At 42.7% G+C, this 14,668-nt stretch carries 12 protein-coding genes and 1 tRNA gene; 5 read left to right on the top strand and 8 right to left on the bottom strand.

Going from position 1 to position 14,668, the window contains the following annotated elements:
• Window positions 1-14: 14 nt before the first annotated feature.
• Window positions 15-2,372 (bottom strand): UvrD-helicase domain-containing protein, encoded by a 2,358-nt coding sequence (locus tag Q0R37_RS04730; RefSeq protein WP_294751933.1) that lies wholly within the window; start codon window positions 2,370-2,372, stop codon window positions 15-17.
• A gap of 452 nt (window positions 2,373-2,824) precedes the next feature.
• Between Q0R37_RS04730 and Q0R37_RS04725 the strand changes: the two genes are divergently transcribed.
• Both Q0R37_RS04725 and Q0R37_RS04720 read left to right on the top strand, forming a co-directional pair.
• Window positions 2,825-4,462: a VWA domain-containing protein gene (locus Q0R37_RS04725; protein ID WP_294751930.1), complete on the top strand. Its 1,638-nt coding sequence runs from the start codon at window positions 2,825-2,827 to the stop codon at window positions 4,460-4,462.
• Window positions 4,463-4,648: 186 nt separating this feature from the next.
• Window positions 4,649-4,724, top strand: a tRNA-Gln gene (locus Q0R37_RS04720).
• A gap of 655 nt (window positions 4,725-5,379) precedes the next feature.
• Here Q0R37_RS04720 and Q0R37_RS04715 read toward each other — a convergent pair.
• From Q0R37_RS04715 to Q0R37_RS04700, 4 genes are read right to left on the bottom strand one after another with little or no spacing between them, the layout of a single operon-like run.
• A complete protein-coding gene (locus Q0R37_RS04715) occupies window positions 5,380-5,577 on the bottom strand; it encodes a helix-turn-helix transcriptional regulator (protein WP_294751927.1) in 198 nt (65 codons plus the stop codon).
• A gap of 21 nt (window positions 5,578-5,598) precedes the next feature.
• Complete coding sequence (gene brxL, locus Q0R37_RS04710) at window positions 5,599-7,680, bottom strand: protease Lon-related BREX system protein BrxL (RefSeq protein WP_294751923.1); 2,082 nt, start codon at window positions 7,678-7,680, stop codon at window positions 5,599-5,601.
• A 13-nt stretch (window positions 7,681-7,693) separates the two neighbouring features.
• Window positions 7,694-10,228 (bottom strand): BREX-1 system phosphatase PglZ type A, encoded by a 2,535-nt coding sequence (gene pglZ / locus Q0R37_RS04705; RefSeq protein ID WP_294751920.1) that lies wholly within the window; start codon window positions 10,226-10,228, stop codon window positions 7,694-7,696.
• A 9-nt stretch (window positions 10,229-10,237) separates the two neighbouring features.
• Window positions 10,238-10,894: a hypothetical protein gene (locus Q0R37_RS04700; protein ID WP_294751917.1), complete on the bottom strand. Its 657-nt coding sequence runs from the start codon at window positions 10,892-10,894 to the stop codon at window positions 10,238-10,240.
• Between the two features lie 101 nt (window positions 10,895-10,995).
• Here Q0R37_RS04700 and Q0R37_RS04695 point away from each other — a divergent pair, with 101 nt between their 5' ends.
• Entirely contained in the window at window positions 10,996-11,352 is a 357-nt protein-coding gene (locus Q0R37_RS04695; RefSeq protein WP_294751914.1) for a hypothetical protein, read from the top strand.
• Window positions 11,353-11,391: 39 nt separating this feature from the next.
• Here the strand turns inward: Q0R37_RS04695 and Q0R37_RS04690 are convergent, their stop codons facing one another.
• Entirely contained in the window at window positions 11,392-11,580 is a 189-nt protein-coding gene (locus Q0R37_RS04690; protein ID WP_294751988.1) for a TraX family protein, read from the bottom strand.
• Between the two features lie 9 nt (window positions 11,581-11,589).
• Here Q0R37_RS04690 and Q0R37_RS04685 point away from each other — a divergent pair, with 9 nt between their 5' ends.
• A complete protein-coding gene (locus tag Q0R37_RS04685; protein ID WP_294751911.1) occupies window positions 11,590-11,874 on the top strand; it encodes a hypothetical protein in 285 nt (94 codons plus the stop codon).
• A gap of 19 nt (window positions 11,875-11,893) precedes the next feature.
• On the top strand, window positions 11,894-12,166 hold the full coding sequence (locus Q0R37_RS04680; protein ID WP_294751909.1) for a hypothetical protein: 273 nt from the start codon (window positions 11,894-11,896) through the stop codon (window positions 12,164-12,166).
• A gap of 127 nt (window positions 12,167-12,293) precedes the next feature.
• On the opposite strand, the gene Q0R37_RS04675 is transcribed toward Q0R37_RS04680, so the two are convergent.
• Together Q0R37_RS04675 and Q0R37_RS04670 are read right to left on the bottom strand one after the other, a co-directional pair.
• On the bottom strand, window positions 12,294-12,611 hold the full coding sequence (locus Q0R37_RS04675; RefSeq protein WP_294751907.1) for a hypothetical protein: 318 nt from the start codon (window positions 12,609-12,611) through the stop codon (window positions 12,294-12,296).
• 24 nt (window positions 12,612-12,635) lie between these two features.
• Window positions 12,636-14,291: a peptide ABC transporter substrate-binding protein gene (locus Q0R37_RS04670; RefSeq protein ID WP_294751905.1), complete on the bottom strand. Its 1,656-nt coding sequence runs from the start codon at window positions 14,289-14,291 to the stop codon at window positions 12,636-12,638.
• Between the last annotated feature and the right edge of the window lie 377 nt (window positions 14,292-14,668).

Here is a 14,668-nt window from a genome sequence, read left to right as displayed (position 1 = left end):
CCGTTCAGAGCTCATCAAAGTTTTTTAAGCTTTGCGTAATTTGCCATTATCTTCTTTGTACCTACCTTGTCAAAGGCTATTTCCAGCATGAAATCGTTTGCCATGGGCTTTACGGAAACTATTACTCCCTCGCCGAATATGCTGTGGGATACCTTTTCTCCTGCGGTATACTCAACAGCCTCCTTGGGAGCACCTGTGCTCTTCTTGCTTCTTGCAAGCTGCTGCTGGAGAGTTGCCGAATGTACCTCTGTCACGGACTTGTCGCTGCTCTCCATCTGCTGCTTCATAGCGGCTGCGTTGTCGTGCTTTTCCACGAGCTCGCTGCCTATTTCACGCATGAAGCGTGAGGTCACGTTATGCTGGGTCTGACCAAAGAGCATACGCTGTCTTGCATTGGTGAGGTAAAGGCGCTTCTTTGCACGGGTTATGGCAACATATGCAAGACGTCTTTCCTCCTCCATATCGTCCTCACTGTCAAAGGAGCGTGAGCTCGGGAATATGCCGTCGTCCATGCCTGTTACGAATATATTTTCATATTCCAGTCCCTTTGCGGAGTGGACTGTCATGAGAGTTACCTTGTCGTCGCTGCCGTCGTCGCGGTCTGCCTCGGTATAGAGTGCGACTTCTTCAAGAAATCCGCCGAGAGTAGGCTCTTCCGCCTGCTCCATATACTGCACGATAGAGGTGCGGAGCTCCTGCACGTTCTCTATCTTGACGTCTGCATTCTCAAGAGCCTTAAGGCTGTCAAGATAGCCTGTCTTGTCAAGAAGAAGATCAAGGAACTCATCGAGAGGGAGCTCCTCCGACTTTTCGGTGAGCATCTCGAACATCTGATATGCACTTTTCAGTGCCGATGTCTTTTTTGACAGCGGAGCGTACTCGTCGCAGTTCTTGAGCACCTCAAAGGGCGATATCTTAAGGTCGCGGCTGATATCCTCTATTACTGCAAGGGTGGAATCACCTATGCCGCGCTTTGGTTCGTTGATTATACGCCTGAAGCGGAGCATATCGTTATGGTTGTTGATAAAGCTGAGATATGAGGTAACGTCCTTTATCTCCTTGCGGTCGTAGAAGCGCATACCGCCGTACACCCTGTAGGGTATGCCGCACTTTACGAGCATACGCTCGATAGAGTTTGACTGTGCGTTCATTCGGTAGAGAACGGCACTGTCGGAATACCTGCCTGTCTCCTTGTATCTTTCAAGTATGGTATCTGCTACGAACTGAGCCTCGTCGGTCTCGTCCACTGCCTTGTACCAGTAGACCTTATCGCCCTTTTCTCCCGATGTCCAGAGAGTCTTGGGCTTTCTGCCGTTATTGTGGCTGATAACAGAGTTGGCAGCGTCGAGGATAGTCTGTGTGGAGCGGTAATTCTGTTCGAGACGCACTACCTTCGCACCCTCGAACTGCTCCTCAAAGCCGAGTATATTCTCAATATTCGCGCCGCGGAAACGGTATATGCTCTGGTCGTCGTCGCCCACTACGCAGAGGTTCTTATGTCCGCCCGAAAGGAGCGATACCAGCCTGAACTGTACATGGTTGGTGTCCTGATACTCGTCCACCATTATGTATCTGAAGCGTGATCTGTACTTTTCAAGCACCTCGGGGAACTGCTCGAAGAGCTCCACCGCAAGCACGAGTATATCGTCAAAATCAAGGGCATTTGCAGCCTTCATGCGCTCCTGATAGAGAGCATAGAGCTTTGCAACCATTTTCTTTCTGTAGTCCTGTCCTGCGTCCACGCGGAGCTCCGCAGGAGTTATCATCCTGTCCTTTGCAATGCTTATCTCGCTGAGCACAGCCTTTGGTGCAAGCTGCTTCTCGGACACGTCCAGCTCTGCCATTACGTTCTTTATCATACGCTGGCTGTCATCGGAGTCGTATATCGTAAAGTCCCTGCCGTAGCCAAGAGCTTCTATCTCGCTCCTGAGTATCCTTACACAGGCGGAGTGGAAGGTTGAGGCATTGATATGCATGGCTTCCTCGCCCAGCATAGCGGCAAGTCTCTCCTTGAGCTCGCCCGCTGCCTTGTTGGTGAAGGTTATGGCAAGGATATTCCACGGGCGGACAGGATCGACGGCAACGGTATCCCTGAGGGTATCGAAGTCGTCCGTCTTTCCGTCTGCATAGTCCTTAAGGAAGGCGATATCTTCCTTGCTGCCCTCGCGTTCCGTATCGAAATATGCGTTTCCGAAATTTATCATATTCGCAATGCGGTTAACTATAACGGTGGTTTTGCCGCTTCCCGCACCCGCAAGCACAAGAACAGGTCCGTTTACGGTAAATACAGCCTCCTGCTGCATATCGTTCATACGGCTGAAATATCTTTTCAGCGCTGCCTGTTTTGCTGAAACATAAGAATTAGTTTTCATAAAAAGATCTCCATATACGCGATAATATAGGAAGTGCAATTATGTGCACTTTTATCAGAATTCCCCTGTTAAGATCAGCTTTTGATAAACTGATAAATATATTATATCACATTTGTCAATGCTTGAAAACCCCTGTAAGGAAAAATTTTTCAATTTTCTCTTTATAAATTAGGAAGTATACAGCTAAAGCCGCAGAGGGCGATGCCCCCGCAGATATGTGATATGCGAAAATACAGCAAAGCTTATCACAAAGCTGTAACCTTGTCAATGAATTGTAAGGAATTGAAACCCGATATTAAGGAAATATACCTCAAATCGTCTTTAAAATGGCATTTTTCTGTTGTTGTAATCAATATGTCGGAAGAGGTATAATAAGAGTACAGTAAAGGATACGTCATAACCTAACGTATCACGTTATCAAGGTCCTCAGGGACTATAAAGGAGGCTGTTTTATGAGCAGCAGTTTTAAAAGAAAAGCAGCACTGGCTTCTGCCTGTGTAATGATTATGAGTGCGATGTGCAGCTGCGGCGAAAAGCCGGGCGACTCAGCACCCGAAAGCAATAGAAAAAACGAACACACCAACAACAATACCATTGTTACTTCAGCCCATGCGGACGAAAGTCCCGCTGAGTACGACAGCTATTCACGGGATGATTCATGGAAAAAGCCTTATGATGTGTCTCCAAATGAGGAGTACAAGGAATACATTGAAGCAGGCTTTCAGGATCCCAAGTCCGAGCCCCTTTCCACTTTCTCTGTGGATGTAGATACAGCTTCATATACCAACGTCCGCAGACTTATCGAGGACGGTATGTTCGTACCCGAGGACTCTGTACGCGCAGAGGAGTTCATAAACTACTTCGACTATGACTACCCCGATCCCGAGGAGGGACGTACCTTCGGAGATTATGTCGAAATAGCGGACTGTCCGTGGAGCAGCTCAAGCAAGCTCATTATGATCGGCATACAGGGCAAAAGGCTTCCCGAGGAGGATACTCCTCCCTCAAATCTGGTATTCCTCATAGATTCATCGGGCTCTATGGCTTCCTACAATAAGCTCCCTCTCGTCCAGTCGGCTTTCTCCATGCTCGCTGAACAGCTTACCGAAAACGACCGCATATCCATAGTTACATATGCAGGAAGCACTGATACACGCATCGAAGGTGCAAACGGCAGAGAAAAGGACGATATTCTCGAGGCGCTCTACTCTATTACGGCAGCAGGCGGCACTAACGGCGAGGGCGGTATCGAAAAGGCATACAAGCTTGCGGAAAAATACTTCATCGAAGACGGTAACAACCGCGTTATCCTCGCTACAGACGGCGACCTCAACATCGGAAAGTGCTCCGAAAGCGAGCTCAAAAAGCTTATAGAGTCCAAGCGCGATAAGGGGATATACCTCTCTGTCCTCGGCTTCGGAACAGGCAACTACAAGGATAACAAGCTTGAAACACTTGCAGATAACGGTAACGGAAATTACAGCTATATAGACTCCATCGACGAGGCGCGCAGAGTTCTCGTACAGGAAATGAAGGGAACTCTCTATACCATCGCCAAGGACGTGAAGATACAGGTGGAGTTCAATCCCTCGCAGATAAGCAGCTATCGACTTATAGGCTACGATAACAGGCTGATGAACGCTGAGGACTTCTTCGACGACAAGAAGGACGCAGGCGAGGTCGGCGCAGGTCACAGCGTTACCGCTCTTTATGAAGTGAAGCTCGCAGACAGCGGCGATACATACCGCGGTGTTCAGCTCGAATTCGCTTCCGAGCACGAAGATGTTCCCGCCGATAACAGCGGCAGGAGCGAGCTCTGCAAGCTTTCTGTGGCATACAAGCCCGTTGAGAGCAATAAAGAGGTCTATGAGTCACAGCTTTTCGGTATGGAAAAGTACAACAGCGTTCCATCAAATTCCTTCGTACTCGCTTCCGCAGCCGCAGAATTTGCCATGCTCCTGAGAGATACGGAGTATAAGGGCAATTCCAGCTATGACTACATCATAAACAGCGTCGGTAGCATGACAGACAACGAAAAGAACTCTGAGCTCCTTGAACTTGCCCGCGAAGCACAGAGGCTTTACCGCTGAGCTTACAGCGTTTACATAGATGTAGTTCAAAAGGAAGAAAATGTGTGATATAGTACAAGCCGCTCCTGTCCAGAGGGAGCGGCTTGTGCATCGGGTATATAATTAAAAGATAAAAATATATATCTTGGTATTGACTTTCGACGGCAAAGGTGATATAATAATAAAGCTGAATAATTCAGTTCATATTGGGGTGTCGCCAAGTGGTAAGGCAGCGGACTCTGACTCCGTTATTTCGAGGGTTCAAATCCTTCCACCCCAACCAATCAGCTAAAAAGGCGATGACATGAGTTTTCGCCTTTTTTTATTTCCAATTATATACTGATTTGACAGCTGCTGTTTGTTTTCGAATAGAAGTCTACGAACAGCCTATGTAATGTCCATCTATTCGCTTGCTACACCTTTCATGGCTCGTGATACCTTATACGTTGCTACTTGTAGCAACGATCAAGGGTTACTGCCTTGTCTTGACAAACACAATAGTTAATTTAGTTCTACTAAACAGGCTCACATCTTGGCACATTATATAAAGTGCGCTGAGTATATCATGGCTCTTGCTAATAATGATATACTCCTTCGCTTCAAATCTGTCTATTAAATTTTCAAGTTACTTTAATTCATGTACATATAAAAACAAACCTTTCAGTGGATGCGACGAAACAATCACTGAAAGGCTTGACAACACTATAATAAGCGTGTTATAATATAACACGCAAAATAGCCATCTTGCTAAGTCAGTCTGATGTTCGTTCCATCGGTCTGATTATCGGGAGTGTCAGAGTTACCAGCTCTGATGCTCCTTGCGAGGTGCTTTTTTATATTACATAAATTATTATATCACATCACAATGGGAATGTCAATAGGTTCATATAAAAAATTTATCTCCCGATTTTCTGCGGAAAGTCGGGAGATTTTCATTTTTATTCCAGAAGGCTTGATAATTTTATACCAAGAACTTTACATATTTTTTCATAAGTTTCAAGGTTAGTTGACACTCTATTAGTCTCTAAGTTATATACTGTATTATGGCTTAATCCTGCTTTATCAGCTAATTGTTTCTGTGATAAGCCTAATTCCATTCGTTTCTCTTTTATAATTTCATGTACATTCTCTTTCATAAAACTCCTCCTTTTCTTATGTTACTCAACTCCTAAAGCCTTGAAAACGGCATCTTCTGCACTTTGATAAAAGATAATGCTAAAGTTTCCCATTAGTTCAGGAGGTACTGTTCCAAGCTCTGATGCAGATGTTATGGGAAGAAGCACTTTCTTAGCTCCGCTGTCAAGACAAACTTGAAGAGAATTAGCTAAGTCTTCAGCCTTTATAAGAGAACCACTGATACTGATCTCACCAAGAACAGCCAATGATGGAAGTGCTGGCTTTCCTAAAGCTATAGAGCATAATGCAATAAGCGTAGAAACTGCAAGTGTAGAGGTCATACCTATACCTTGCAAGTCCTGATAGTTGATGATATAGTCCTTTGTCGAAATATCTATTGCACCGCTGATACGCTTACCATTTGCTTTCAGAAAGTTATAAGCAGTTGCAACAGCTTCTTTAGCTTCACGGTCACTTCCAAGACCTGTTTTTTCAAACTTGCCGTTGCCCGGTAAAACCTGAGATTCAAGTCTGAATACTCCAAGCATTCCTGTTTTTCCTCTTGAAACCGTATAAATCTGTCCGGGATTACAGATGCCTTCAGGTATCAGTTTGCCACCGCCCTGTTCAGGCACGGAAACATAATGCTCTTCAAATGTTTCATTGTCGATATAGGAGAAATTAACGTCATAGAACTCCATACCGCCAAGTTTTTTGAGCTGTTCCTTTACTCTGCGGCGCATTTCAAGAGCAAAACGTATTATTTCCTCTATTTCTTCTTTTGTGTAATCGCCATCAGGATAGACCAACTTTACAAGACCACCTACTGTTTTTCTTACAGCTATAGTGTCTCTCTGATTTAAATTCTTTCCGAGCTTGAAATATTTGTCAAGTGCATCACCACACTGCTCCTTACGCAGCTCCCTGATGAATTCTGCAAGATAATCAGTTATGAAACCATAATCATCTGTGAAATGCTCAGGTCTGAACTTCGGAACCTCCCACCCGGGGATATAGCAATGCATACGGTCAAGAAACGCCGTATCTGTACCCATTTCAGGTGGAAAAGGATCAAACAAACTTGATGTTTTCAGTAATACATCGACACTTTGATTGACGTTACCGACAAAAACCATTGAAGCCGAAGCTCCAATTTCCTCTTTTCCTCTTGCAAAAGAACCTGACGCCATATAGTCCTTCATGATCTGTACGCCATCTTTGTCCTTGAACTTTATTCCAGCAACTTCATCGAAAGCTACACAATCCCAAAGACCGACAAGCCCTACCGAGTGTCTGCTCATGTTATAGAACAAATTTGCTACTGTGGTTTGACCGCCTGAAACAAGAATACTATTTGGAGATATTTCCTTGTATATGTGGGATTTACCTGTTGAACGAGGTCCGAGTTCACATAAATTAAAGTTATTCTCTACAAGTGGTATCATTCTTGCAAGGAGCAGCCATTTTTCCCTTTCAGTAAGCGTTTCAGGTTCCATACCTATAGAACGAAGTAAAACATCTATCCATTCGTCCTTTGTAAAGGCTTTTCTTCCTACTTTCAGTTCCTCCATATCCACATAGGGCATTTGAATTGGAGTAAGTTTATTGATGACGATAGGTGGAACATTTCTATTTGTTTCATTATCCATAAGAGCGTCACCGCTTACATATTCAAGGTTAATGATACACCAAATACCACCGCAGAGCAGCCTGTCATATTCCTGTGGATAGCTTTCAGATATAGGTACTTTACAAAGTCCGAGGTTTGAGAATATAGCTTCATAGCTATCTGTTTTCAGATTCAGAGTAACAGTTACTCTGTCAATGATACTCATTGAACCTCGTTGTCTCAGCTTTGAAAGAACCTTTTCAGACTCATCTGGACGGACATAGTTTTCAGAAAGTATTCTCTTAACTGTTTCTACACCGTCTTTGACTACTTCCTCATCATCACTGCTGCAATACTGTCCTAATAAGAATTCAAGGACATATACAGGTACGTTCGCACCCTCTTTGATACGCTTAGTGAGGTCTTTACGCACAATCTTACCATCAAAGTTTGATCTCAACTTGCGGTAAAGTTCCTCTCTTGTGTATCCGTCATTTATAATATTATCTTCCATTTATCTCTCTCCGTTAGAAGCCAAAATCATTTGCCATAGCAATATCGATGGTAAATGGGATTTTTGCAAGCTGAATTTTTTGGTCATCATCACTATTTCTATCTCGACTGATAATAAGATAATACTTATCCTTATTACTGTAAATCCTGTTCTTGAAAGCAAATCTGAATTTTGCCTTAGTATTGATAGGATTGGTGTCCGTACTATCAGCATGGAATTGATTTTCATTTGATACTCTTTCGCCGTTTTCAGCTTCAAAGTAAATATGATAAGTTGCTGGCTTAACAACATCAGAAACAGGCTGTTTCTGGAAGAATTCAAGATTTACACTGAGGTTTGTTATCTTACTCATCGTTGTAGTCATGGCAATCTCAGCAAATGTAGTATCAACTCTTGATTTCTCGGTCTTTACATCAATAAGCGGAATTATCATTTCCTGTGGCGAGCATCCACCATGAACATAATTCAGTCCACCTCCCTGAGCTTTGAATATATCTGCACTTATTGGAAAAGAAACAGCACGTTTATCTGAATTCTTATGTGAAGCACCAAGCGAAATGCCACTAATTCCGTCCATAATTATACCGCTGTCTGATATAGCATATCTCTTGCCCATAAAGGCAGATTTAGAAGCAATATCACCAATTTTATTGCCTAATTGCAATTCATCACGCTTATACACAAAGCCGTGATCAGAGGTTATAAGGAAATGCGTAACATTAGCGGTTGTAAGCTTGCGTATCATAGAAGCAATTTCATCAACAGCTTCATTACAAGCATTAAATACTTCATCTTCGGTAGCTTTTTCATCCCCTCGACCATCAATTTGATTATGATATATGTAAACTAAATCAAGCCCCATAACCAACTCTTTTAGTTCAACCCACTTTTTAGTTTTTATGTCATCAAATTGTATACAAATGCTCTTATTGTTATAGTCACTAATAATCTTAGCTCTCTCATTTGTAGAAGCACAAGGTTTACCGTCCACAAGCATCTTATAGTCAGATGTCAGCTCATACTGCTTATGTGGGAGAAGCGCAGCCATACCACACATCGTAATAGACGGAAGAACTGACTGCATTGCAGACAGTATAGCCTTACACTTCTCATCGGCATTGAGCTTTTCATAAAGTGATACGCCGACCTCATAGCGCATAGCATCAGAGATAAAGACAACTACACGCTCTTTGATGGGTTCGACCTTTTCACGCCAGAAGTTTATCTGCAACGGCAGACCACTCTCACCCGATTCTTCGACGAATGTCTTAGTCCAGTTTGTACAGATATTCTGCAAGTAATCATTCGTGTAGATATTCTCTATAAGTTCACGAACCTTTTCAAATGCCGAGTTATCCTCTAATTTGTCATAGTTGAAGTAAAAAAGTCTATAATTACGGTCATTCTCAAAGTATTTATCACGATAATTCTTAACTATATCACTGAGAACGCTCACAGGCTCATACTTACCTGCATAGATTATCTTATATGCGTATTCGATAACGGAATACTGCACTTCGTAGCATTTTCCAAAATGCATTCTCTTTCTGTCAGCACAAAGTTGAAGAATAGTGCTACCTGAGAGTTTGGCTCCCGTATCCTCAGCTTCCAGACGTTCTAATAACCATTTGATTATAAACTCGTCAACTGACTTAAATACATCGCATTCGATAATCGACTCTACAGGGAAAGTACTTAGGAACTGGTCAGCTCCTACACCGTTGTACACATACTCAGATAGCCAGTCAAAACGTTCCTGATATTCGCTGTTGTTCATCAGGTTATCAAGGAATGCAACGACTGAACCGTTTTTATACATCAGGTTATTTTTCAAGTTTTTAGGCAATTCTGCTTCTATCTCTTTGGATGCATAAGTAAGGAATAGCGAAGCTGTAAACTTCTTGAGATTTGGAGTTTGGTTCGAAAAGCCAAAATAAGTTTCTGCCTTATTCCAAAAGTCTTCAGTTAGATTGTACTTATCAAACTCTGCTATATATGGATTTTCTTCAAGGTTCTCACTCATAAGCACTTTAACAACTTCTTCAAATGAGACGTTCTTTGTTCCACAAATAGCAGACATTACACCTATTATAATTCTGTCTTTTGACCACTCATCATAATCATTTTCAAACAATTTTCTGAATTTGTCCCATCTCTTGCCATTTCCAAAATAAACATTATATTTCTGAATATCTGACTTCAATTCCTCGCTGATACCAAGCTCCGTACATATAAGTGAAGCACGGTCTGCAAAGAACTGCTTTGAATAAAGAAGCATATCCTCTAAATGATTATCGTAAACATCCGGTTTCTGGAAAGGTGCATAAATAAGATAATTCGTTGTAGTATCCTCATAGGTAAGAAAATACTTTGTATAGATCTGATTATTCGGATCGAGTTTATACACCTTTGCATTATCAAGAACGAGCGTATCAATATCATCTTCAAATTCGCTGTTCTCGTCATACCAAAAGATCAGCTGCCTTGCTTCACCTGAAAATGCTTCATTCAGCTTGTCAGCGATCTGTTTTAAATTAAGTTCTGCCATAATAATTCCTTATATAGTTGCTAAAATCTGATATTTCTTATCGTCAGAGCCAAGCTGTACCTTCTCATAGTTGACCTTAACACCGTCATCAAGGTCAATCTCAGTACGTGCAGCGACAACCATACCTATCTTAGCATCATAGTCTTCTGTTTCTTTCAACTGATTTGTGATTTTTTCAAGTCGCTTCTGACTCTTTGCGATTTCCTCACCGTTTTCAATTTTTTCCTGTAAGCGTATTATTTCGTTACGGTAAAGCCTTTGGAGCTTATGCATATAGTCGATACGCACATCACCAACAGTGTTTACATTCCAACGATGAACATAGCACAAAGCCTTGAAACCATTCTTCTTTCCAGTATCAAACATCCAGTAAATAGGACGTTTCTGATAAATCTTACAATGGTCTTTGAAGAATTCCTTGAGGAAATACTGTCTTATCTTCTCTCTTGCTGTACCATTGCCACTGATACCAAGGTTTTCAGCAACATAACGGAGATTGTCTTCAAGACTATCCTCACCAAATACTGCTTTTACGAAGCTTTCAAATTGAGTAACAATATCGTCCTCAAAGAACGGTTCTTCGGTAATAGGCAGACAATTATCATCGTCAGGGATAATCCGCTTATACTTGCTCTCGTCCCATTCGCCGCCTGCATACGCTATCACAGTTAGAGGAGTACATCGACCTTGAATGAATTCACCTTATTGAAAAGAAAAACATTCTGAGAAGCTGTCCTACCGGCATGACGGGGAGAACGGAGAGTATTATGAAAGAAACATATAAGGCATTAGTCAAGAGCTACAACTACAAAGGCAACGAGTATGTAATCGTTAAAGGAATGCATGACGGTATCATCAGAGCAATCAATTCCAACTATCTCGATAAGGACGGAAAGCTTACGCAGCCATTGAACGGTATCGAAATGTTCTGCTCTAAGGAAGCCAACACCGTTGAGGATATTATCCAGCGAGTTAATGACAAGATAGACTTCGATGAATATATTAAGCAGCACGACATTGATACTTCTGATGTAAGAAAACTTGCGAGAGCTTATAAGAAATTCTATGAAAGCAAAGAGAATGAGAAAGCCGCTTCCGTGCAGGAAGGAGGGAGAACCTTATAAAAAATTAAAGGGGCAGTTCACAATGAACTGTCCCTATTTTTATATATGCGCTATCATGAAAATAATCATCATGTGCAGCGGATAGTAGATGTAGAAGAACCAACGATTGATTTTCTTTTTCAATGGAGTGCTGCTGCGGTCACGTTCTCCGCTGTAAAGCTGTATCGGTATCAGAGCGAGGAGCGCACCGTAGTTGTATGAGAAAGCTGTAAAGCTATCATAGGAGATAAAAAATTTATGTATATCAAAGACGAAAACTTTACATATAACCCCGACGACTATAAATTTGAAACTCTTGGAGAATTCAAAATATACCTTGATTCAGGTTGGAACATCGGTTTTGAATACAATGGTATAGAGTACGGTATAGAAGGTCACAATAACAGCTTTGATATATGGATATATGATAAATGTGACATTGCTAACGGTCTTACTCTTGAGGAAGTTTTGGATTACAAGCTTGACGGTGTGAAGATAAGAGACCTTATATTAGATGCCGAAATAACAGAACGTCTCGCGTGATTTTTAGGAGCTGAACACAATGAAAAATTACGAATATAAACCTGACGATCACAAATTTGAAACCTTAGGTGAATTCAAGATCTATCTTTCATGCGGAGCAAATGTTGGTTTTGAATATAATGGAATAGAGTATGGTATTGAAGGACATAATAATAACTTTGATATTTGGATATACGACAAAGGCGATATTGCTAATAATCTTACCCTTGAAGAAGTATTGGATTATAAACTCGACGGTGTGCAGATAAGAGATCTTATTCTTTCGGCTGAAATAACCGAAAGAATTATGTGAAAGAAATTGTCATCAATTTTGTTATACCCATACAAAAAAGCCCGTCACGTAAGTGACGGGCTTAAATTATAAACAGTCAATTATAAAAAGCTCTCCTCACGGAGAGCTTTTCTTGCTTTAATACATATCATTCGATCACGAAAAAATCATCCACGCCTTCGCCGTTCATGTCAAACAAGTCGTCATAATAGCCTAAATAGTGATGTTCCTTATCATATATCTTTATCGTTGCTTCTATTATTTCGCTGTCATCATGAAATATTTTATAAGCCAGTGAATAGAACTCGGGAATTACAGAATCCTTGTCTGTCATACCGTATTCTTCGGCTTCTTCCCTGTCCTGGGTGATATAGCTGTTGTAAGCATACCAGAAATTCTCCCATGTCCTTTCGATGATCCTATGCTCATCGGCAATGGACTTCAGTCCGTGCATTAAATCTTCCATGATCTGCTCCTTGACACTTGTCCGTTAACTATAGTTCCTGGCAATGCGATAGTCCACAGCACCTGTGAATGCATCGTAAATGATATCCTCGTTGTCATCGTCCGCAACAAGGTACGAGCTCTTATAAAACAGCGGTATAAAGCCGTATTGGTCAAGCATCATCTTTTCCTGCTGACTGTACCTGCTGACAAGCTCATCTGCCGACGGACACTTCAGTATGCTTTCCGCACATTTCATGCCGTTTACCGCATTTTTCAGGCAGTCCACAGTATCAAACTCACTCATTACCGCAACGCTGCTGTTGAAGTCCGCCTTCAGAGGATAAAGTGCTATACTGTACTCCCCTTCAGACAATCTCCTGCTGAACTCAGCAGAGGTAAGATCCTCAATGCCTATATATATCCCGAGGCTGTCCTGCCAGCTCTGGGAAAGCTGATGCAGATATCTCGAATCTACGGTATTCGTGTCTACGATGATCTTCACGCTTTCCACCGAGTTTATATTCAGCTCCGCCTTTGCCTTTGAAAGCAGGTCTGCCGCCGCTCTTGTATCGAACACGTCAAACTGCTTATCGGAAGAAAGTTCACGGTAGCTCCTGCCGAAAATATCTATTGCAGGCGGTATTATGCCGTATGCAGGTGATATATCGTCACTGTTCTCGTCGCGGACAGCATTTCTGTCCGCCGCAAGAGCTATTGCCTTTCTGATATTCTGATTTGAGTATATCTTATCCCCGGGATTAAAAACAAGTCCTAAAGTTATGGCTTTCTGTCCCGTAATGCTGTACTTTTTCGGGTTATAGCCTCCCACCTTCACAGTGGTGAAGCACTCCGCTTCCTTCGCCTTGAAGCGCTGCTTTACCTCAGCCTCGCCGTCCTCTATGGAAAAGCTCAGCAGGCTCGGCAGTATGCTGTAATCATCGTTCTCGTTGACCGCGTTCTTACGCATATAAAGTATATTATTGCTTCCGTAGGGGTCATAGAACCACTGACGCACAAAGAACGGTCCGTTTGACATTACGGACCTGTCGTCAAGTCCGTACCTGCCCTTTGTGGACACGAAGAACTCCTCATTGCAGGGAAAAGCGGCGGGAGTTGTCATAAGCGAAAGAAATTCGGCACACGGGTGATCCAGTGATATCACAAGAGTATAGTCGTCCACAGCCCATGCTCCGAGGCCGTTGACAGTACCGCTTCCGTCCACGATATATCCGCTGTTTTTCAGGCACATGAAGTCCTTGGCATAGGGAGAATGCATATCGGGGTCAAGTATTCTCCTGAGTGCGAAAACGTAGTCCGCAGCCACAACTGGGAAATACTCGTCCTCGTCTATCTTGTCGTCCTCGTTCTTGTCAAAGAACCAGTAATTGTCATCGCGGAGATGAAAGGTATACTCGCAACCGTCGTCCGAAACGCTGTAGTCGGTGGCGTTGCAGCATACGATACTGCCGCTTCCGTCCTTCATGACAAGGCCGCTGTACAAATTCTTTATGACAGTTGCCGACGACGGATCGTTGGCAAACTGCGGATCAAGGCTTTTGGGATTGTACTCCAGAGCGGCACTGTACATATGTCCTGCGCCGCTGCCCCTTTTATCGTTATCATCACCGCCGCAGCCCGCAAAGCTGCTCATTATGAGCGCTGTGCAGACAAGGGCGGCAAATCCTCTTTTCTTCTTCACATTTATCTCCATTCTTCTCTCATAAGTGTAATTTACATACAAAAGTTTATGCGTACCTATCGGGGAAAACCTTTCTGAGGAAAGGTTTTCCCCGAACCCCTTTCCAAAGACTTTTAACCCAAATTTTTCGCAGATAGGGCGCTCCCTGCATTAGTTACAGGGCTTTTTTTATTGCTTTGAGCGCCCTATCCGTGAAAAATTTAAGCTGGAAGTTTTAGGGAGGGAGTTTGAGGGTGACTCCCCGCAGTGCGGGGAGATGTCACGCAGTGACAGAGGGGACGCGCCTCCGTCAGAGGGACCCTTTTTCAAAAGAGTCTCCCTCAATAAATACATATAGCTTATGTATGAATATCACACTTCATTGGCTATAATCAAAA

The sequence above is a fragment of the uncultured Ruminococcus sp. genome (assembly GCF_946415235.1).
Classification (GTDB): domain Bacteria; phylum Bacillota; class Clostridia; order Oscillospirales; family Ruminococcaceae; genus Ruminococcus.
This window is presented reverse-complemented; position numbering and strand designations above follow the sequence as displayed.